This is a genomic window from Peribacillus sp. Aquil_B1 (assembly GCF_022603275.1).
Taxonomy (GTDB): Bacteria; Bacillota; Bacilli; order Bacillales; family DSM-1321; genus Peribacillus.
Genome location: NZ_JAKXEE010000001.1, coordinates 2,777,025 through 2,798,921 on the forward strand (window position 1 = coordinate 2,777,025; position 21,897 = coordinate 2,798,921).

General features: G+C 36.1%; 21 protein-coding genes and 1 pseudogene. 5 read left to right on the top strand and 17 right to left on the bottom strand.

The window, feature by feature from the left end:
- The first annotated feature begins 21 nt into the window (after positions 1-21).
- Entirely contained in the window at positions 22-1,179 is a 1,158-nt protein-coding gene (locus MPH60_RS13455) for a homogentisate 1,2-dioxygenase (protein WP_241592900.1), read from the top strand.
- Between the two features lie 327 nt (positions 1,180-1,506).
- On the opposite strand, the gene MPH60_RS13460 is transcribed toward MPH60_RS13455, so the two are convergent.
- A complete protein-coding gene (locus MPH60_RS13460; protein WP_241592898.1) occupies positions 1,507-2,142 on the bottom strand; it encodes a hypothetical protein in 636 nt (211 codons plus the stop codon).
- Between the two features lie 457 nt (positions 2,143-2,599).
- Positions 2,600-3,664 (bottom strand): sulfite oxidase, encoded by a 1,065-nt coding sequence (locus tag MPH60_RS13465; RefSeq protein ID WP_241592897.1) that lies wholly within the window; start codon positions 3,662-3,664, stop codon positions 2,600-2,602.
- Between the two features lie 241 nt (positions 3,665-3,905).
- On the opposite strand from MPH60_RS13465, the gene MPH60_RS13470 reads away from it, so the two are divergent.
- Positions 3,906-4,457, top strand: a complete 552-nt coding sequence (locus MPH60_RS13470) for a hypothetical protein (RefSeq protein WP_241592896.1) — start codon at positions 3,906-3,908, stop codon at positions 4,455-4,457.
- Positions 4,458-5,132: 675 nt separating this feature from the next.
- Here MPH60_RS13470 and MPH60_RS13480 read toward each other — a convergent pair.
- A complete protein-coding gene (locus MPH60_RS13480; RefSeq protein ID WP_241592895.1) occupies positions 5,133-5,408 on the bottom strand; it encodes a hypothetical protein in 276 nt (91 codons plus the stop codon).
- 331 nt (positions 5,409-5,739) lie between these two features.
- Positions 5,740-6,021 carry a hypothetical protein gene (locus MPH60_RS13485; RefSeq protein ID WP_405389940.1) on the bottom strand — a complete coding sequence of 94 codons (282 nt, stop codon included), beginning with the start codon at positions 6,019-6,021 and terminating at the stop codon, positions 5,740-5,742.
- Between the two features lie 224 nt (positions 6,022-6,245).
- Between MPH60_RS13485 and MPH60_RS13490 the strand changes: the two genes are divergently transcribed.
- Together MPH60_RS13490 and MPH60_RS13495 are read left to right on the top strand one after the other, a co-directional pair.
- Positions 6,246-6,716, top strand: a complete 471-nt coding sequence (locus MPH60_RS13490; RefSeq protein WP_241592894.1) for a hypothetical protein — start codon at positions 6,246-6,248, stop codon at positions 6,714-6,716.
- A 167-nt stretch (positions 6,717-6,883) separates the two neighbouring features.
- On the top strand, positions 6,884-7,336 hold the full coding sequence (locus MPH60_RS13495) for a hypothetical protein (RefSeq protein WP_241592890.1): 453 nt from the start codon (positions 6,884-6,886) through the stop codon (positions 7,334-7,336).
- Between the two features lie 378 nt (positions 7,337-7,714).
- Here the strand turns inward: MPH60_RS13495 and MPH60_RS13500 are convergent, their stop codons facing one another.
- From MPH60_RS13500 to MPH60_RS13510, 3 genes are all read right to left on the bottom strand, one after another.
- Positions 7,715-8,029, bottom strand: coding sequence for an MTH1187 family thiamine-binding protein (locus MPH60_RS13500; RefSeq protein ID WP_241592888.1), 315 nt, complete (start codon positions 8,027-8,029; stop codon positions 7,715-7,717).
- A 348-nt stretch (positions 8,030-8,377) separates the two neighbouring features.
- A complete protein-coding gene (locus tag MPH60_RS13505; protein WP_241592886.1) occupies positions 8,378-9,547 on the bottom strand; it encodes an MFS transporter in 1,170 nt (389 codons plus the stop codon).
- Positions 9,548-9,771: 224 nt separating this feature from the next.
- Positions 9,772-11,148, bottom strand: a complete 1,377-nt coding sequence (locus MPH60_RS13510; RefSeq protein WP_241592885.1) for an aminotransferase-like domain-containing protein — start codon at positions 11,146-11,148, stop codon at positions 9,772-9,774.
- Positions 11,149-11,309: 161 nt separating this feature from the next.
- Between MPH60_RS13510 and MPH60_RS13515 the strand changes: the two genes are divergently transcribed.
- On the top strand, positions 11,310-12,212 hold the full coding sequence (locus tag MPH60_RS13515; RefSeq protein WP_241592884.1) for a DMT family transporter: 903 nt from the start codon (positions 11,310-11,312) through the stop codon (positions 12,210-12,212).
- An 807-nt stretch (positions 12,213-13,019) separates the two neighbouring features.
- Here MPH60_RS13515 and MPH60_RS13520 read toward each other — a convergent pair.
- From MPH60_RS13520 to MPH60_RS13560, 10 genes and pseudogenes are all read right to left on the bottom strand, one after another.
- A complete protein-coding gene (locus MPH60_RS13520) occupies positions 13,020-13,691 on the bottom strand; it encodes a carbonate dehydratase (RefSeq protein ID WP_241592883.1) in 672 nt (223 codons plus the stop codon).
- Between the two features lie 688 nt (positions 13,692-14,379).
- On the bottom strand, positions 14,380-15,006 hold the full coding sequence (locus MPH60_RS13525) for a GyrI-like domain-containing protein (RefSeq protein WP_241592882.1): 627 nt from the start codon (positions 15,004-15,006) through the stop codon (positions 14,380-14,382).
- 109 nt (positions 15,007-15,115) lie between these two features.
- Positions 15,116-15,250: a hypothetical protein gene (locus MPH60_RS27815; protein WP_272492875.1), complete on the bottom strand. Its 135-nt coding sequence runs from the start codon at positions 15,248-15,250 to the stop codon at positions 15,116-15,118.
- 74 nt (positions 15,251-15,324) lie between these two features.
- Positions 15,325-15,708 (bottom strand): VOC family protein, encoded by a 384-nt coding sequence (locus tag MPH60_RS13530; RefSeq protein WP_241592880.1) that lies wholly within the window; start codon positions 15,706-15,708, stop codon positions 15,325-15,327.
- A gap of 103 nt (positions 15,709-15,811) precedes the next feature.
- Complete coding sequence (locus MPH60_RS13535) at positions 15,812-16,090, bottom strand: ArsR/SmtB family transcription factor (RefSeq protein ID WP_101221498.1); 279 nt, start codon at positions 16,088-16,090, stop codon at positions 15,812-15,814.
- Between the two features lie 404 nt (positions 16,091-16,494).
- Positions 16,495-19,110 carry a phosphoenolpyruvate synthase gene (gene ppsA / locus MPH60_RS13540; protein ID WP_241592879.1) on the bottom strand — a complete coding sequence of 872 codons (2,616 nt, stop codon included), beginning with the start codon at positions 19,108-19,110 and terminating at the stop codon, positions 16,495-16,497.
- A gap of 292 nt (positions 19,111-19,402) precedes the next feature.
- A pseudogene (locus MPH60_RS13545) lies at positions 19,403-19,964 on the bottom strand (ABC transporter permease); the annotation flags it as partial.
- Between the two features lie 42 nt (positions 19,965-20,006).
- Positions 20,007-20,222 (bottom strand): hypothetical protein, encoded by a 216-nt coding sequence (locus MPH60_RS13550; RefSeq protein WP_241592878.1) that lies wholly within the window; start codon positions 20,220-20,222, stop codon positions 20,007-20,009.
- Between the two features lie 455 nt (positions 20,223-20,677).
- Complete coding sequence (locus tag MPH60_RS13555; protein WP_241592877.1) at positions 20,678-20,941, bottom strand: CPCC family cysteine-rich protein; 264 nt, start codon at positions 20,939-20,941, stop codon at positions 20,678-20,680.
- A gap of 99 nt (positions 20,942-21,040) precedes the next feature.
- Entirely contained in the window at positions 21,041-21,442 is a 402-nt protein-coding gene (locus MPH60_RS13560; RefSeq protein ID WP_241592875.1) for a hypothetical protein, read from the bottom strand.
- Between the last annotated feature and the right edge of the window lie 455 nt (positions 21,443-21,897).

A 21,897-nucleotide genomic window follows, 5' to 3' on the forward strand; every position in this document is an offset into this window, starting at 1 on the left:
TACATGGAAGGAGTTTTGGCAATGACACATTATGTTAAAATGGGTCGCATTCCTCATAAACGTCATACTCAGTTTCGTCAGGAGGACGGAAGCCTATATTATGAACAATTGATGGGTACGAAAGGTTTCTCTAGTATTCAATCACTCATTTATCATATCAATCAGCCAACACAAGTAAAAAAAGCACAAAAAATTCGCGATGTCCGTTATGAATATGAAGAAAAAGATGCATTAAAACACCGTCATTTCCGGACATGGAATACGGAAGTTGGCGGCGATTTTCTTGAATCTCGCAAAATTTTCATGGCAAACGATGATGTAGCACTTGGCGTTGCTCGCCCTAACCAGCAAATGGATTACTTTTATCGAAACGGTGAAGGTGATGAAATGTTGTTTGTCCATGAAGGAAGAGGCAAAATCGAAAGTATTTTCGGTGAACTAAGCTTTTGGCCAGGGGACTATCTCATCATTCCGATTGGCACCACGTATCGCGTCGTCTTGGAATCAGAAGAAGCTCGCTTTTTCATCCTTGAATCGAGTTCATCAATTGTACCGCCAAAACGCTATCGCAATGAGTTTGGCCAACTTCTTGAGCACTCACCTTATTGCGAGCGTGATTTCCGGACACCAGAAAAATTGGAGCCTAAAGATGAAAAAGGAGAATATGAAATCAGAGTGCGGGCACAAGGCATGATCACATCCTATACGTATGATTTTCATCCGCTTGATGCGGTAGGATGGGATGGTTACCTCTTCCCTTATGCGTTCAGCATTCATGATTTTGAACCTATAACCGGACGCGTTCATCAGCCACCGCCAGTACATCAGACGTTTGAAGCACATAATTATGTCGTATGTTCATTTGTACCACGTATGTATGACTATCATCCAGAAGCCATCCCTGCTCCATATGTCCACAGCAATGTGGAAAGTGATGAAGTCCTATATTATGTGGATGGTGACTTCATGAGCCGCCGCGGCATTGAAACAGGATCGATTACCCTTCATCCAAGCGGTTTACCACATGGGCCACATCCTGGCAAAATTGAAGCGAGTATCGGTAAAAAAGAAACGCGTGAATTGGCCGTCATGGTCGATACATTCCGTCCGCTGTATATCGTAAAAGAAGCACACGCTATAGAAGATGATGCGTATATGAGCAGCTGGCTGCCAAATTAATAGCTAAGGTCCCTTTACCATTTTTGTACCTTTGATAACAAACCATGATCGATCTACTTCCCTAGGCAGATCAGTTCATCACAATATCATTCATGAAATAAAGCCGGAGCATGAATCTAGCTCCGGCGCTTTTGTTGTCATAATGGTCTTCAGCAAGTCTGCGACTTTTTCTACTATGATGAGAACTCTAAATTTCCTAAATTGGACCAAAAATCAACGGTTATATACAAGAGTATGATTTTTTAATTCATTCACTTTTATCTAAATAGCCCTCACATTAAAAAAACGCCTTTTTGGGCGTTTCAGGCAGTAGTTCAAAGAATTAATTCATTGCCATTTATTTTTCATCTTCTGACCTTCCTCAAAAGACAAGGATTTTTTATCTATCATTTTCAATGAATTACTCTTTAAATCCAATTCATAAGTATTTAATACCCAAGGTAAATCTTCCATATTGTAATAACTCATTGTTTCTAACTCATTTTTCTCATTGAACCTTGGTGGTAAAGTATAGGACAAAGCACTCTTTAGTGATACCATCTTTTCATTATCAACATAATACAGATAGCCTGCCTTTGTGTTACAGTCTAATTGATTTGAAACCACAACGATATCAGGATAAGATTTAGATATTATCGGAAACACGGTTCTTTGGGTTTGGTTATAAGGATAATCCTTTAATGTGATGGATGTCGTTTTTATTTCTTTTTCACCTTGTTTTTGAATTAGAAAACTATAATTACCTATAAATACTTCATCGCCTGTGCTGCAAAGGTAATAGTCTGTTTTAGTTTCTTTAGGAGCAAAAAAATAAACATCATAACTAATCCCTTTTGTATCTTTAACTTGTAACAACACTCTACTTTTTTCAGGAACATTAATTTCTGTTGCATAAGAATAAGTTTGAAGGTGTACATAAGTAAAAAGAAATACTGCTATAAAAAATACTCTTATTGACTTCATTAAGGTCACTCCTATTAAAATCACTATTGCTGTATTTTCAATGCTTTTTAGTCTTGGAAAAAAGAATTACGAAGTGTCGATATCTCAGTACCCCTTTTTAATATTTGGAGACTTGAGAATTCTATACTGTTTTTCACGCGCATCTCATCTAACCAGCTAAGTACTTAATTGGCCATGCCAAATAACCCTCCAAAACTCTTTTGGAAGGGTGTTTCTCTGTAACACAAAACCGTTATTTGGCCAAATCCATTTTCTTAACGCTATATCCACTGAAGGAGTTTCTGATACGGAAACGGGCGACTCTTTTTCATACGTTCCTGTAATTTTCAACGATAATCTACATTGATTTAAACAATTTCAAAGATGATTAGGCTGATTTTTTTCTTATCGATTGGATCACTTATATTCTTCTTTATAATTTATTCTCCCGTTTCTTTCCCTAAAGATGAATTGATAGTCATTCTACCTTAACTTCAATTTTATCAATGGCATTATACCCATAACCTTTTTTATTCCAAAAAGGAAAATTCGGTTGAATTTGACCAAATGAATCTGTTGCTCTGGATTTAATCGTATACTCACCTTTTTTTAGTATAGTCCATTCAAATGACCAACTAACCCATCCGTAAACAATATTCTGTCGAGGTAATATATCGGCGTTTCTCCATGTATAGCCACCATCAAGACTAATTTCCACCTTTGTAATTACTCCTTTTCCTGTCCAAGCAATTCCTTTTATTAAATGCTTACCAGTATTTATCATTTCCATATCCAGCGGTTTTTGGATAGTCGAATTGATATTTATTGTAGTAACTGGAAATGCACCATGATCATTGTCTTTATTTGGATAATATACATAATCAATTGTTTGAAACGGCCCATTGAATGTAGAATCAATAACACTTATCTGCTTTATCCACTTAACGGATGCCATTGCATACCACTGCGGAACTATTAACCTCAATGGATAGCCATGTTTAAAAGGAATTGGCTGGTTATTATATTCATATGCAATAATGGTATCTGGATGCAGTGCTTTCTCGATAGGCAAACTCCTGGTATAGGTATAAACCTCATCTAGATCTTTCCTATTTCCATAATCATAGCCCTCTACGACAACTTCTTTTGTCCCTTCCCCTATTCCAGATAATTCAAGTAATGTCCGTAATGGTACACCCTTCCACCTACCTTGGCTGATAGCTCCCTTTCCCCATTGTTCTCCAAATATTTTGGGTTCGAAGAGATTACGCTTGTCACCCGAACATTCAAGGACAACTTCCACAGTTTTTGATGGATATTGAAGAATGTCTTGCATGGACAGTAGTAAAGGAGCGGATACTAACCCATTTATAGGGAGCCAATAGTTTGAATAGGAAAGAGTCGGATAAGAAAAGTGGTTCCTTCTATAAAATAATTGATTTTCCTTGCTATCATTATTGATGAAATGAATCGGTGTCTCCTGATTTTCCGGTTGCAAACTACGTGTCAATAAATAGGGTTTCACTTTATGTGGATGTGTCATAATTCCCCCCAAATTAAAATGCTTCATTATAGATGTATACGTTCGGTACAGCCTAATTAGGTTATTGAATTTTAACTTCAAATACAGGCGAGCTTTAAGCCCGCTAAAAATGGCCGCTTCTCGAGAAAGTTATTGTACGTATATTTTTATTTGAATTAATTATATTGAACTAATTGGCTATTCGGGACAGTACAACTGTGATGAGAGGCTGCCTATCATATTTTAAGAAGGAGTGTATCTAATGGATCGTACTATACTAACTTCTTTTGAAAATTTACTTTCTCAAGATAAGGACTTACAATTCGAAGCCTACAATCATATCCTTGCTTCTACCAAAGAAGAGGTGGACTGGGCTTATGATGTATGGGAACAATTGAAGGAGGATTTAACTCATTCTGATAACCACCGAAGATCTAGGGCGGCACAATTTCTTTGCAGTTTGGCGAAAAGTGATCCTGAAAAAAGAATGATAAAGGATTTCCCATTGGTTTGGGAAGTGACAAAAGATAAAAAATTCGTCACCGCAAGACATAGCCTACAATCTATATGGAAAATAGGTCTAGCTGGCACTGAGCAAAAAGAAATGGTAATAAGTAGTCTTGTTGATCGGTATTTAAATTGTGTTCATGAAAAAAACTACACGTTAATTCGTTTTGATATTATTCAAGGACTTAGGAATTTATTTAATGAAATAAAAGATGAAGAAATTAAGCAAATCGCACTGAATTTAGTTGAAAAAGAAGAGGTTGCAAAATATCAAAAGAAGTATGCAACTGTATGGAAAAATACGTAGAGAACGCCAACGTTGTATCATTGTAAAATGGAGAATACATATCAGACCTTTACAATATGTATTCTCTTCTTGTTAAACAACGCTCGATTTTGTGGAATGTATAATCCTTTAGGATATTAATCCAATTGCATTTTTCAGAACTTTCGGTGCCTTTTTTATTCCTTCTGTTCCAACAAAACTGCTCGCACTCGCTATTAATATGCTTGAAGAAATGAATTTGACTACATAAAAAATTCCTGATCCAATAATTAGATCTAGGATTAAGAACCTTTTAATTGTTGAGCCTTTTATTATATAAATAACGATTTGGTCGTTTTTCTTCATACTCAGAATTGTCACACCCTTATCTTTTTATAAAGGGTATGACAAAGAGGGGTTGTCATATTCTTCGGTATCATGTCTTTCCTATTTAATAAAACTGTTTTCCGTCAACTGGAACTGATTGAGTTCCAGAGAGGTAACCCTCTTCTTCTAAAGACATAGAATCACTTAAATTTTCCGAAATATTGTTTTTAGCTAAATGCATATGAGGAACTTTCCTACACTTGTATGATACCCTCAAGTCACATTATTTCCCAAAATAAAGAGCACCCAATGAATGGATGCTCCCTGGAAATGGGTTCTAACCCTTAATGGTGTTAGCAATTGTTTCTTGTTTTTACTGCAATCACAACATCATTTTTTATCCTCTTTTTTCTTGCTGTCATTTTTATCTTCTTTTTTCTTGTCACAATTTTTATCTTCTTTTTTCTTGTCACAATTTTTATCTTTACTCTTACAACATTTTTTATCCTCTTTATTACTGCATTTCTCTAGTTTAAAACTATATTCCAATTTAAAACAGCATTTTTCTTCTTTAGACTTTTTGTCTTTCTTACTATTATTTTTATCTTTATTACTATAATATTTATCTTTCTTACTATTATTTTTTTCCTCTTTTTCTTTTCCCATGTAATTCACCTCCAAATCACGCATTGCTTTATATTATGGAAATTATTTAATTACGCTTGTGCTTGTCCCCATAGTAATTAAATTACATTTATACAGAGAAAAAGCACCCAGACAATGAGTGCCATTCGATGATTTCTAAAAACATTCAGGAGGTGTTTAGGCACACACTTAAATGCATATTTCTAATAACATAAAAAACCGTCTACTCTATGGATAGACGGTTACGATATGTTCTAGTGGTTAGGATGCCCTCATTACATATGAGGAGGTCATTTTTGATTAAACTTAAACTCCCGTTTGGGAAATTTGATCGACAATTTGACTCAAAGCTTCATTTATTGGTGTAGAAGAGCGACCTAGTAATTTTTTTAAATCGTTGCTCTCTATCTCTAACCCACCATTTCGAATACCTTTTTACGTATTTTACAAGCATAGGGAGGTATGCTTCTGGTACCCCTGCACCATTCATCATGTTCGCATAAGCAATATCATCAACTTGCTGTACATGTACTTCTTTCACTAATCCATCCCCAAGGGCAGATGTTAATTCCTCTTGAGTCATTGGCTTACCAGAAAGTTCGTAAACCGTATTTTCATGTCCTTCTCCGGTCAATACATTTGATGCTGCCTCCGCTTAACCTTGTCGAAGTACCCAGCCTACAAAATGAACAAAAAAAATCCACCCAAGTTAATAAACACATAAAAAAGTGTCCATTATCCGGATTTTTTTATGTTTCGAAAGATGTAATGAGTATGGACAGGGGAATTTAATAAAGATGGTTTTTTACGTAGACCCTACTCTATAATTAGTCTGATAATCTACAAAAGGAGACAGTAATGTATTTTTGGAATATTAACAAACTCGTCATGTCTTTACAGACTGGAAGAATAACTGGCAAACAAAAGAAAAGATACCGGATAACTTTTTGGTTACTAGTTGCTCTAACAATGTTTTCACTGTCTGAAATTTATAACCCTTCATCTATGAATGGGTATGATGTTATGGATTTAATTTTATTTATTATTATCAATGTGATTGCAATCTATCTTTTAGTCGGTATTTATAAAAAGAGAAGTAGGAAAGAATTAGATTTCTTCTTGCCCTTTTTTAGCTTAATGATTCCACTTTTTATTCGTAACAGCTTATGGACCATACTTTTAACTATCATTGGCTCTATTTATATTGTCTTATTTGCCCCTTATCATTCACTTGAGGAAACTAATATTATCGATGTAAGCATTAATGCTATAGTCGAAATGATAATGAACATTATGTTTGTTCATTACTTTAAGAAGATATATAACTAGGAAGCACCTATTTGGGTGCTTTTTAATTTCACATCACAATTTCACTTCCTCCTACCAGTTAAACGAGAATCAAAAATGAAAAATTTTTTTCCCTTATATCAGCTTCTTAGTACTAATCTCTTTTTCTCCTAATAAACTTAATAAACTAACTATTTAGGAGGGGTGCAATGTTTAATCAAAAACTGGATAGTAATAGTCCACTAATATGTAAAATTAATGACATCACTTACCAAAAATACAAACTTTATAAGAAGTCATATGAGCGGGAAGTATTCGTCATAAAAGATTACGGTGAAGACTGTGGCATTACCAATAAAAGTATTGCCCTATTCGAAGCAGTTAAAGATCATTTTGACCGTTTTAAAATTGCAAAAATAGTTAAAGAAATTAATAAAGATAATATTTTGCTTGATAGCGATCTCATCCTTATAGACAAAAAAGGAAATGAGCTGCACCTATCAGGTTGTAGTTGCGGGTATGCTGGCACAGGTTCGCATGGAACTGTTGAAATTTTGAATAAGGCTGGATTCGAGATAGATAGAAGGTTTGTATTTTGTTCAAAAGGATTCACTCTTTTTCATCCAATTGAAGAAAAAGAACTTTATGGCGAACGTTTATGAATTATCTACACTCACTACCTCAACTCATGCAGTATGGCAGATGGAAGCCGGTAAAGAAGATACCGTAGCATGCTAATGACAAGAAAAAAGTGAAATGGTTATATAAATACAAGGATTATGCAAGATAGAATATGAAAATCTATGAAATGGAATCACCAATCGGCTCCCTTTCATTAAATAATAAATAAAAAAAGCCTTGGTAACTGAGAAATCAGTAATACCAAGGCTTTAAAGCAATTAATACATTGACATTAATTGAAAATCGGGATATATCTCCGAAAAACAGCAATATATCTACGAAAATCAAGATATATCTCCGAAAACTGCAATATATCAACGAAAAACGAGATATATCTGTCCCTATTACTAAAGAAGCTGTTATTCCTCAAGCATGCCCTTCACTCGCTTTACTTTGTCTTCCATCTTGCGTTCTTTATCACGACGGTCATCGATTCGGATATTCGTACAGACTCTAGCAAGACCTTTTGCAAAAGGTACTTCGTGCATCGCTTGGATCACTTCAAACAATTTAGGCAGGTCGCCTTCAATGATGGTATTCATGGGTGTCAGTTGAAAACGGATTTCTCCCTTCTCTTCATATTGCTTTAATACTCTTTGAATATCTGCCACATAGCTGCTAACACTTGGAGTTTGTGTACCGACAGGAATAACTGTTACATCAACAATTGCCATTTTATTCACCAATCCTTTTTATGTATTAATCATGAAGCTTGCTGACATTCATCTATATAGACGGATGTTTTTTACTATTATAACTCAAACTTCGCACCTGGGAAATTTGATATGGCTTTGGGCGTGAGATTCGTAAATCAAAGCACTTCTACTGGCAAGAAAATTACTGTGGAATCGGACAAATAAAAAAGGAAGCGTTGATTTTTAACACTTGTCCTGCCGACTAGATTATTAGCTGCTTTTTCTATACATCCCATATATGCGTACGAGTAGACTAGATGTATAGCCATATTGGTATTATAATCTAACAAACAAATCCACCTCTAGTAAAATAGAGGTGGATTCGTTTTAGATCGATTTATTATGCCCTAACTTTTCATTTATATAATCCTTATAGACTAAAACAGCAACAACCATAAAACTTAGACTAACAAACCTGAAGATCATCTCCAAACTGATCCATTCAGCTAAAATGCCTAATACAAATGCGCTAACTCCAACACCAACGTCGAAACTGGAAAAAAAGGTTGCGTTGGCTGCTCCTCTTTTTTCTTCACTTACCTTTTGAACGGTCCATGTTTGTAAACATGGCATAACAGTTCCATAACCTGCACCAAATAAAATCGCCGCAATGATAAGTTGAGAATCATTTGTCATATATGACAGGATAACAAGTGAAAAAAATCCTAACACAGCTGACATGATGATAATAGACCAAGGCCCTTTTTTGTCATACCATTTTCCCGTAAACGGACGTAGTAAAGTTGAGACAGTTGCATTGATAAGGAAGAATAGAAAAATATGATCTACTCCTTTTTGTTTTCCAAAAAGAACCAAAAAAGTGATGATAGCCCCAAAACCTAGTGTTGTAATAACCGTAAGTACTGCTGGGAACCATACGTCTTTTTCAAAAATCATATCCCAAAAGCGAAATGGCTTCTTATCACGCTTTACAATTGTAGGTGAATGCACAAATTGAAGCGCAAGTACTGCCAATAAGCTCAATACTGCTGATGACCATATCAAAATATCGAAGGAAAAAGAGTCATAGATAAGGATCCCTATACTCGGTGCAACGATAGCCCCGACTGTTGTAGATATAGAAAAATACCCTATTCCTTCTCCTAAGTGTGTCTTGGGAACTAAGTCCACTACCATTGTACTATTAGCTGTGGTTGATACCCCCCAAGCTGCACCATGGAAAAGCCTTAACAATAGAAGAAGCCATATCATATTAAGAAACGGATATAGAATTGTAATGACCATTAAAGCTGCACTTGCACAAATGGCCAGACTTCTTCTCTGGTTATCCATTAAATAGTACCCTACAAAGGGCCTGATTAAAACAGCACCTATCGTAAATAATGATGTTACTAGACCAACCTGAATGGAAGATGCATTCATGCTTAACAAATAGGCAGGCAAAATAGGAAGCAACATTTCAAACCCAATAAAAACTAAAAAGTTGCTTATAAATAAAAAAAGAAATGATTTATTAAAGATTCTTTGATTTTTCATGTAATTATTCCTCGCTTCTAAATTATTTTTCTAAGTTAGAAGCGTTTGGAACACCGAAACGTTTTTCAATTGTCTAAGGTTTTTAGTCAATTGACTCACCCTCTCTAAACCCCTTAAAAAATTTATCAAACAATCATATCAGAACCTACCCTTATAGACAAGCTCTTTTTTAAAGGAAGGACAAGTTAGAATGTAGGTTGTGATGAAAAAAAAACCGACACTTTCTAAATGAGTAAAAAGTTATTAGGAGTAATATGATTTTTTCTTCTGTCAATTAAAGAAATACAGTGAGCCAATCGTTCTATCCCTAGTTTAATTTGACTCTCGTTCACTTGAGAGATGCATAATCGAACGAGATTTTCCTTTTTATATTCTGCTAAAAACATCCTTGAGGCATCATCAACATATATATGCTGTTCGTTTAGCATATGAACCACCTGTTTTGCTTTCACATTCTCGGGCAAACTGATGGAAAGATAGAATCCTGAATTCGGTTTAGAAAAAGAAGTATTGGCCGGCAGCAATTCATCACATGCTTCTTGAAGGATTTGCATTTTAGTACGGTATACCTCTTTTACTTTTTTAAGATGGCTATTAAACATACCGCTTTTTAAATAGATTTCTAGCGCACCTTGAGAAAGTGCTGAACTATTAAAATCAGAACTGAATTTATATCGCAAAAAATTGTTAATCATTAATGCCGGAAGAACGACAGTACCAATCCTTAATCCTGGGAGAAAGATTTTCGAAAGGCTTTTAATATAGATCACTCTCCCAGAAGGATCAAAGGAAAATAAAGGATCTGATTTTGGATTTGGATCAAGGTCTCCTAAAATATCATCCTCCACTATATATACATCGTATTTTTCAGCTAACTCAACGATTTTTTTCTTTTCGCTATTCGTGTAACTATGTCCAAGTGGATTGTGAAATCTCGGGATCATATAGAAAAATTTTATATCATTATTTCGAAAAATGTATTCAAGTCGATCAAGATCAATCCCTTCCATTGATAATTCAATACCAATAGTAGTAGCTTGATGCAGATTGATCGACTCAATGACTCCGAAATAAGTAGGCTGTTCAATCAGAATATTGTTTTTTCCATTTGGGAATGGCATAGAAACTAATAAATTAAGGGCTTGCTGCGAGCCAGAAACAACCACTAATCTCTCCGGTTGAGTGAACACCTGTAAATTTTGCAAATATTTCACCAACTGTACTCGCAGAGAGTAAAGCCCTTGTTGATCTGAGTATGTAAAAAGCTCTTCTTTATAATGGTCGATTGCTTGATTCATACAATGTTGAAATTCCACATAAGGCATAACATTTTTATCTGGACCGGCAGACAAAAAATCAATCACCTCAGTTTCTACCGTCTCTTTTTGATATTCATTCACAACATAGTAGCCGCTTTTAGGAACAGAATAGATTAAATGCTCTTTTTCAAGTTCTACGTATGCTTTAATGACCGTATTTTTGCTACATGAAAAATACGCAGATAACTGACGAACCGAAGGAAGTTTACTGCCTGCAATTAGCGAACCATCTTCAAGTCGAAGCTTAATATCTTCCATTATCTTTATATATTTTGAGTTCAATATATTGGTCCTCCTTCATCTGTACCAGGACAGATAGGCGAAAAAATGGTTTATTTTTATTGAATGTACTCATAGTATGTTAATTATATCAAAACTGTTTTTAAGATAAGTAAAAAATGGTACAGATGTGATACAAAATATAAAGATTGGGGTTGGAAGAAATGCAGGGAGTAACCAGGGAGAAATTAGGATTATTGTTGGGATTAGTAGGCGTCATTTGTTTTAGCTTAACGCTCCCCGCTACAAGTATTGCTGTAGAGTATTTTGGGACTACGGTCGTCGGTTTAGGAAGAACGGTTGTTGCTGCTATTTTAGTAGCTGTGGTATTGATCGTCCGAAAGGAAAAACTGCCTTCTCCAAGCCAATTCAAAAGTCTACTTATTGTTGCTATTGGTGCAGTTTTAGGATTTCCGCTCCTCACTTCCTGGGCAATGGAATCCTTGCCTGTTTCTCATGGAGCTGTGGAAGTAGCACTGTTACCGTTAGCGACAGCTGGATTTGCTATGTTTAGAGCGGGTGAAATCCCTTCAATCAAATTCTGGGCTTCAAGTATAATCGGCTCTTTAGCTGTCATTATGTATGCACTCCATCTTGGGTTCGGTCAATTGCAATTTGCCGATTTAGCTTTATTAACGGCAGTGATCATACTCGGACTTAGTTACGCAGAAGGGGGGAAATTAGCGAAAGAATTAGGCAGCTGGCAAGTGATTGCTTGGGCAATAATGATCGGTGCTCCATTTTTCATTATTCCAGTTGGACTAAACCTCACGACTGAAATGCTTCATGCCCCATTACAAGCTTGGATCGGTTTCATTTATCTCGCATTCGTTAGTCAATTTCTAGCATATGTTGCTTGGTATAGCGGAATGGCTATGGGCGGGATAGCAAGAGTTAGCCAGATTCAATACTTACAACCATTTTTAATGATTCTATTTGCAACAGTATTTCTAGATGAATCCATCACGATTTTCACTCTTGTAATAGCTGTGATTGTTGTCTTTTCTGTTATATTAGGCAAAAATGCTCCTGTATCAAAAAAAGGCGCTGTATCGGGGAAAACCTAACTGCATGTTAAATTGAGATTTTTGTATAATTAAATGAAAAATGTATATTTTTCTGCACAATTTTACGCAAAGACAAAAGTTCATTGTTTAGCAACTGGAAAAAATCCCAAATGCTGAATGAGCAACAGATTTATATCATTAATGAAATCAAACCTAAAAAATGAAGTGAATGTTACTGCCCGAACTTGAGTGTTGATCAAATAAGGATTAACGCTCTTTTCCTTCACATTTAGTTGTACGTTGAAATTCTACTTAGTAATTCTATATTCTTTTTATAGATCTTCTCGCTCTTTAATATTTCCAATTTGCGGACATACGTGCACAAAGCGACAAAAAGCACGAAAATAAGGTAACCGAGTGGTATGCTCGCATCACGCCCTTTAGTATATATGGATAGCATTAATTGGTTTCCTAGGCATTTGAAGTTAACTTTGACCTAAAACCCAGTATCACCTGCTGGTTCAATTCTACATCATAAATTTTTACTTAGTGATACCTTTTGCCACGTTATTAAATTCCGCCTTTCACCATATGTAAGATCACTATTATAGTTCTTCAGTTTTCACCTTTACATGATTTTTTCAATTAGTTGTTCGTAAGCATGCGTGAATTCTTCTTCCAAAAAATTGCCCCGATAGCTGCGAATAAAAAGGCTGCCTTTAAGGCAGCTCCCGAATCTTCGCTATTCCCCGTTTCTAATTAGTTCACCCCAAGGTCGTTAACTACTGATTTGTGGTGTCCCATTAGTTTTAGTGATCTATTGGAAAATAATATTCTTCTCTTTTATTATTATCTGAATTTCGCATTTTAACGTTGGTCATAGGCAAATCCGCAGGAGCACCGGTTTTTCCCGAATAACAAGTGATAAGATGCGGGGAATTCCTGATTGACTCGTTGAACTTCATGTGCAAATTCCTTACTATCCTTTGGTACTGGCGAAAGTGCATCCGCTTTTTCTTGAGAATCAATATTAGCCCCAGGTGGTACAAACCTATCAGGTGGAATTCGAACGCCATTTGTTACTACTGCATTATAAGAAATAAATGTGCCTTTCCCTACAATTGCGGTATAAACAATGGAATTAAAGCCAACAAATACTTTGTCTGCAATATAACAAGGACCATGGACAAGGGCACCATGAGCGATGGTCACTTCATTTCCAATGAATATTGAATACCTTTTTGTTCCAGCTGCAATTTTTTTATTAAATAAACCATGTAAAATTACTCCATCCTGTATATTTGAATTGGAACCTATATAAAAAGGAGTTCCTTCATCCGCACGTATACTTACATTAGGAGCTACATAGACATTGTCACTAATGGTAACATCACCTATGACGCTGGAAAACTGACTTATAAATGCTGTTTCATCAATTTTGGGAAAGCGTTGAACAGGATTGAATGAAGTAATAGGGTTTGGACTTATGAATGGTTCAAAACAGTGAGAATGGTTGTTTGATCCTTGTTTTTCTCCCAAGTAATTACCTCCTTCTCAATTTATTGGCTTAAAAATATTTTATGCAATAAGATTGGGTGAGGAATGGGCTATCCTTAAAACAGTAATAATATCCGGTACCCTTCCATTCAATACAGCTGACAAATTTAGAGTATTGAAGCAAAGCAAAGATGAAGATTTTCAGATGCTGCGGCAGAAGAAAATTGGTGCTATTTATTTAAGACACTAATCGAAACTAGTTTAAAAATAAGGCGAAGCTTTAGCCTAGGTTACTTCAGAAACTCGTATAGAAAATTTCAAACGACGAAAGCCTTGCTTCACTTTAACCAAATTATGGACGTATACATGGATTATGCCCAATTAAATAAGAGATTCAAAAAAAGCCTAGGCAACTGAGAAACTCAGTAACACCAAGGCTTTACAGCTATTAATACATTGTTCGCTTATCCGTTCTATTTTATAGTCACTTTTATTGCATCCTATGGAAATAACGGAACTGTTACTTTAATTACTCTCTTTAACAATCCTTGCAACAGTAAATAATAATGCATATTAGGAGTTAAGAGATTCAGACTGTCGACAAACTCTATGAACGAACATTAATTTACTCTACAGGTACTCGCTTTTCCCGCAGGAGTCTCGCACAACTGTTCCAATCCATTTTTTTACTTTTGATAGAACCCTTTATCTACATACTGAAGCGATTATCCTATTCTATTGGCTTAACCTTATATCTCAACACAGTTTTTAATTTTGCAGGCTCGACTTTTCTAAAATCAGAAAGATATATTTCTCTGTGTTGTAATGAAATTCTTTCAAGATTATTATTTTTTATGAATTCATTCATTAATTTAAAACTTTGAGGTTCATCATCATATGGGCCTACATGAAGCATTTGGACAGATAATCCATCATGAAATGTACCGAACTTTACATCTTTTAGAAATGGATGTGGTTTCTTTTTTTCAACATGTTTAAATGCTCTCTCCACTACTTCTTTTGTTACAAAATCCGGTTGTCTAATCATGATCGTATACAATAATTCATCTTTATTTAAAGTATCTTTTTTTCTTCCCTCTTCTGTTAAATCCCATATTCCTTCCAATGGATATACGGTATATTCAAAATATCCATCTGGAGTGTATCCTTGCTTCGGCATCATTCTGACCGCATAAGCCAAAGAATAAAGAACACCTATCTTTTCAGCGAATTCGTGCTCATTGGGATTTCCTTTCCCCTTTATCGAAAAGAATTTCTGTTCTGGAATTGTTACAAGTTCAGATTTTTGTTTTGGGATATATAAATTCTTCTCTTGTTTTCTCCATTCGTATTTCAATAGTTTTTGTTCCCCTTCTCTATAACTTTTCATTATATTTGATTACTACTTCAATGTCCTTTTAATTTAACCTACATCTGGACAATTCCTTCAAACCCTTATTGTTTCACTAAATCAAAATAAGCTGGGCTATTCCAGTACATTTTTCTTCAAAATCAGGCTTACCTTGTAGATTTGTCACGATTATTTCCCCGCCAAGAAAGGGTGGTACATATTTGTACCACCCTTTTACTTCTCGTTCCACAATCGCGTCCTTTATTTTTATTGAACAGAAAAGCTTTACTCTCATATACCACTTGCTTCTATTTCATCATAAAGTTACTGCTGCATTATCTGAATAAGGTTGCCGCATGTATCGTCGAAGACAGCTATTGTGACTTCGCCCATTTTTGTCGGCTCCATAGTAAACTTCACGCCGTTTTCCAATAATCGTTCGTACTCTTTACGAATATCTGCAACGCCAAACATTGTTGCTGGGATGCCTTCGGAAAATATCTTCTTTTGATACTCCTTTGCGGCAGGGTGCTCATTCGGTTCGAGTAAAAGCTCGGTACCGTCATGATCATCGGGAGAAACAAGCGTAATCCACCTGAATTTCCCCATAGGAACGTCATGCTTTTTTTCAAATCCCAGCTTTTCTGAATAAAATTCCAGTGCCTTGTCTTGGTCTTGTACGAATATACTGGTAACAATGATTTTCATATTGTTTTGCCTCCTTGGATATTTGCAACGTATGGTGAACTGCTAACAGTTGGCTGCAAGCAAAACAACCCACACATTCGTCAGAAGTCCTGTTCCGAAAAGTTTACTCTATCCATCCTTTCAACAAGTTTTTAAGAGGTTCGTTGTTGAACATAAGTACCCGATATTTTCCCTTTCGCTTTGATTTTACGAGTCCTGCATCTTCCAATGCAGAAAGATGTTTAGCTATCGCCTGTCTCGAAATGGAAAGGTCGTGCTTCATAATGAGACGTACCGTAAGTTCATACAACGTCAACTCGTTGCGTTCGGATAGTTCGTCTAATATAAGTCGACGAGTCGAATCGCCTAGTGCTTTGAATATAGCGTCTTTGTCCCAATTCATATTTCAATTATAAGCAACTCTACGGTTGCTTGTCAACCATAAGCAACTGTAGGGTTGCTTGTCAAAGGAACGTATCTTCCCAAGTTAAAGTCACATAATAGTTTGAACCATTATAGAAAATTAAACTGTTTTTCAACAAAAAAGTAACACACTAGTTAAAATTTTAAGCACCTTGTATGTTTTTTATTACGTTTCTTATTCAACTCCAGTTAGTCTAATTCCATACAATTCAGGATATCCATCTCATATGAAGTGTTTCTCCATTGTAGTGTTTTTATATCAATTACAATCATTTAACATAGAAAAAAAATCCCTGATCAAAAAGCAGGGATTTTTGGCATTTTAATGGCTTAAGAGAACACAAAAATGATTATTCGATAATAATTTCAATAGGTATTCAGTAATTACAATATTTCGATATACCCCTCTGTTCCATGCACTCGAATTCGTTGCCCATCTTTTATCAGTTCAGTCGCATGTTCTACCCCAACAACTGCTGGTAAGCCATATTCACGTGCGATAACTGCTCCATGGGTCATCAGTCCACCAACTTCGGTGACTAAGCCTTTTATGGAAACAAACAATGGTGTCCAGCTAGGGTCAGTAAAGGAAGTGACTAATATATCTCCATCCTCTAGATTAGCTTCTTCCATGTTTAAGATGACACGTGCTCTTCCCTCAATAACACCGGAAGAAACAGGCAGACCTACAATAGCTTCGGCTGGAAGATTTTCTCGTTTGTACTCACCTACAATGATTTCACCATCAGACGTGATTACACGTGGGGGAGTTAGTTTTTCATATAATTCGTACTCGTCTTTTCGTTTGCTGATGATCTGGTAATCCAGTTTGTTTGTGCGTACTACTTCGCCAAGCTCTTCAAAAGTGAGATAGTATATATCTTCTTTTTCATGAATGACGCCTATTTGTACGAGTTGGTCGGCTTCTTTCAGTAAAGCCTGCTTATAAACGAAATAGCGACTAACCATGCCGTATTTGGGATATTCACGATAACCGATGAAATTCCGAATTAGGTCGATCATTCGTTTTGTTTCCTTGGCTTTTTGATCACCATCCGGTAATTGCTTCAATCGATCTAATAACGCTTGTTCTTTTTTCAAAGCTGCTTGTCGCCCTTGCTCAAATTTCCGTTTACTAGCATTAGGCTCAAAGTTTTTGATATTACTAAGAATCAACGGGACAAGTGTAATTGGTTTTTCACTCCAACGAGTTCTAGTAATATCGATTTCCCCGGCACCTCGCATGCCGTATTTGCCGAGATAATCATAGATAGCTTCTTGCGTTTTTTGTCCACCTTCGAACTTAACCAGTTCATCCAAAAAGTTATCATCTTTTACATGTTGTAAATAATCAATGACTTCCGGATAAGGACGAATCACATCTGCGACCTCCAATAGCGCCAGACCCATTTCCGAGGTAATATTGTTTGATACAGACTGAGAAAGCGTATCTGCTGCGTTTTTTTCACCTAACCACTCGTTCATTTTTTCATTGATCCATGAGGAAGCATCCATAGCAGCCATAAAAACAGCTGAACTTTCTGGGTCAAATAAAATCTTCTTTAATATCTGGATATCTTCCAGGATAAAATCAAATAAATCTGATCCTGATTTCGTTTGGATGTTTTGTTTTAACTCTTCTATCGATGTTTGACTGCTCTTAATCAAATCAGAAACGATTGTCGGCTCGTTTTCGATTTGTGCCCTAGAATCCGCAGACATCACACTTTTATTGCTTTTACCGGAACTCTGTTCTTGCTTATCATTTGGTAAAGATTTTATGAAATCTCCTCGCTCTATTATGCTAATGAGTGCGTCTTTCATGAGCGGATCGTGTTGTCCCATGGCACCTAATAACATTTTTCTGCTGTCTGGTGAAGCCAGCATATGTGTGACATCAACAAACAGCCTCCCGCCAGCTTTACGCATAGGTGCAGGAGTCGTTAACAGGAAAAAAGACAATCCCAATGGTTTCATGGGGTCAGTCATCATTTGTTGATGACCGACAGATACATAAACGTGATTTACTTGATCATTCGCTTCAGGGATCGGGTATAAAGTAGTGATTGGCCGACTCTGGACTATATAAAATGTATCATCAACCAAACACCATTCGATATCTTGTGGGCGACCAAAATAAGCTTCGATCTGTCTTCCGATGCGTGCCAGTTGTAAAATCTGTTGATCAGTAAGTGTTTGTGTCTTTTGCTGATCGGAATCGATCTGTTGTTTCACTGTTCCGCCTTCTTTTAGTCCATGGATAGCCAATTTCTTGGTTGCTATCATCTTATCGACGATTTCCTCTTCCTGTACTTTATAACAATCGGCAGAAACCAAGCCAGAAACCAGTGCTTCTCCAAGTCCAAAACTGGCATCGATTGATAGCAGCTTTCGATTAGAAGTAATCGGATCAGCTGTAAATAAAATCCCTGAAGCATGTGGAAAAACCATCCTTTGAACGATAACGGATAAATGAACTTCACTGTGGTCAAATCCATTTTGCATACGGTAAGTTACCGCACGATCCGTAAATAGGGAAGCCCAACATTTCCTGATATGATGCAAGATGGCATCGACGCCGATGATATTTAAATAAGTGTCATGTTGACCAGCAAAAGAGGCGTGTGGTAAATCTTCCGCAGTCGCACTGGACCGGACTGCATATGCATGTTCATCACCAAACTGGGAGAGAAAGTGAATAACTGCTTTCACAACATCGGAAGGAATTTCTACATCATTAATGATTTGTCGAATCTTCCTGCTGATTTCACCAATTTGTTCACGATCTTCTACTTTTAGAATTGTCAGTCGATCCAACAAAGCTTGGTACGTTTCGTTTTGTTCGATGGCTTTTCGATATCCCACTGTTGTAACACAAAATCCTTCTGGTACTTGTATTCCTTCAATTTTTGATAACTCCCCTAAATTTAATCCTTTTCCGCCAACGAGCAATAGCTGTGTTTTTTCCATCTCCTGAAAACCGAGAACCAATGAACCCATTCTATATCCCTCCCACAAATCTCAATAAAGGTCTATTGTATTTTAGCAGTAGCAATTAATAATAAATAGTCTATATTTACCATTTCTTATATGTTATAATTAAATTAGGAAGAGTAAGAGTTCAATTATCATACAGTAACCAAATGCCCCCGTTATCCCCTTAAAAGCAGTTCACATACCTCGAAAGATTTACAGTTCCATAAAAAATAAATACCAGAATCAAAATAAATTTGCCCTGGCATAACTGTATCATCATGTTTTAATTTGACCTCTGCTAATTTTATTTTTTCCGTCACCTTCTCCATACCCGCTTTTTATACGCCCTCATAAAGGTATAAGCCACTATCATAATCCCTAAGCACCACCCAAGAGCAATCCATATATCAATACCCACTGGCTGACTTGACAACAACGCACGAATGGATTTCACTATCGAGGTTACCGGTTGATTTTCGGCAAAGGCGCCAACTGCCGACGACATCGACTCGATTGGTACAAACGCTCAGCTGATAAACGGCAGGAAGATTAACGGATAGGAAAAGGCGCTTGCACCGTCCACTGATTTTGCTGACAGTCCAGCAATCGCCACGATCCAAGTCAGAGTGAGCGTAAACAGCGCGAGAATACCGGCTACGGCAGCCATGACAGCACCACCGCCGATGATCAAAAGCCCATAATGAGAGCAACGAGAATGATTACAACAACGGAAAAGGCTTTGGATACCAGCGAGGTTAGCACATGCCCCTACAGCACGGTTGAACGCGAAATCGGCATGGAGTGAAACCTCTCAAATATGCCCCTTGAGTATCTTAAAACAGACGGTAAGCCGAATAAGAAATACCACTCGCAATCGGCAGGATAAAAAAAGCATCCAAATTAATGGATGCCCTCTGCTTTTATTCACTACTCTTGACGTCTTTCATTAAATCATCTCTAAATGACTTTGCATCTCTTTCAAACACTTTTTCAAAACTTTTTTCATACTCTTCGTAGGTTATCTGACCTTTTTCAATCAGTAATTCTACTAAAGCTTTAACCCTTACTCTATTCGACACTAATTCGTTCGTCATATTGGACAATAAAATACCGATTTTCTCATAATCATCATTCATTTTTTGTCATCCCCTTCGTTTAACCAATACGACAAAAATGAGACTTTTTCCTGCAAATAATAAGCACCTATATGTATAAGTGCTCTATTTTAATTAAATTCATAGCGATTATCATATGTTCTTTCTAATTTGCTCAACACGCAGTATTCCTTTTTTAATGTTTGCAACTGATTCTCCAACTCTGAATTTATGCCGTTTCCCATTTTCTATATAATTTCTTTTTGGGCTTTTTTATTGTCAAACAACTTTTTTAGCACTTTCGCATGTTCATCAAATATATCCACCTTTTCTCCCCCTTAGTTTTCATACTATTTATATTCAACTAAAAGGCAAGGATTCCTAATTGTTTATTCACTCTAAACTAAGCATAAGACATTACAATCACTTTATTTGTTGTAGATCATGTATTTCTGTATGCCTAGTTTACAAGGAACTAACAAATACTTTATGTACCCTCACTCTAACGATTTCCAATTTGGGTCCTTTATATCGGATTTATTTGGCTTTCTTACATACTGCAAACTTCTTTCACCTTTAGCCCCAAATTTTTCAAAACTTTGTTGTGCCTCTCTAAAGGAAACATAATTTGCTCCATCCTCATCTGGATGTTCATATTGGTAACCATCATCTTCCCAAAAACAGATTTCACAAATATCATACGTTCCAGGAGGTTCCTCATCTTTTGTTTTATATCCACAGCAAGGACAAGTATATTTCATACAACTATCCTGCCCCGTTAGTGCCATAAGAAAAGTCAGCCTCAGCAACCTGCCTTATTGTAGAGTTGACACAAACTGTGCAATAAAAAAGTACAAACCTTATGGTCTGTACCCATATGCAAACACAAACATAAAAGTAAAAAATAAAAAAATGAAAGTTGATGGAATGAAACTTACCACAACCCACCCTTTAGCTATTCTGCTTTGTCTGCTTGTATACCATTTGAAATAAATAAAAAGAAGAATTACCACCAAAGGCCAGAAATAATAACTAGCCATAGTATCAACCCAGCCTGAATTTTTATCCCAGTAAGCGTCCGGTACAGGGGTTATATTCTCGTATTGCCTATCAATTTTATTTTTAGTTGTGATAAAGATATAAGAAATCAAAGAATAATAAGCTACTATTGTGGCTTTTATCCACCAAAATATAAACCTATTAGAAATTACTACTAAAAAGATAATTGCTAATGTGTAATATACGCCAGTGTATTGTCCCAAAAGAATCACCTCCACTCTCTAGTTACCCATGTCAGTTTATTAAATTAGATGGGTTTTTCAAATAAGAACTAAGTATGTAGCCACAATCTGAACAATAGTAAGAAATAATCTTGGAAGGTTTATTCCTTGAATTATCATAGGAAAACATTTGAACAAATTTAAACCCTGTTCCAAGAGCTCCTTTCTTAATATTGTTTGAGTTACATTTAGGGCATTGGTCGTCGTTCATTCTCTTTTACACACTCCTCATTTGTATAATTTTGCTAATTAATAGGATACCATATTAATTAATATTTTTACTATACAGGAGTATTAATGTTTAACGTCACAGTACGACTACACTGTGCTTGTGGAACTATCCTGCCCCGATAGTTCCCATAAAAAAAACCTGTCTTAAAGACAGCTCCAATCTTCATCTAACGTACCTTTTAGTTCATTAAGGAAAAGGCATTTTT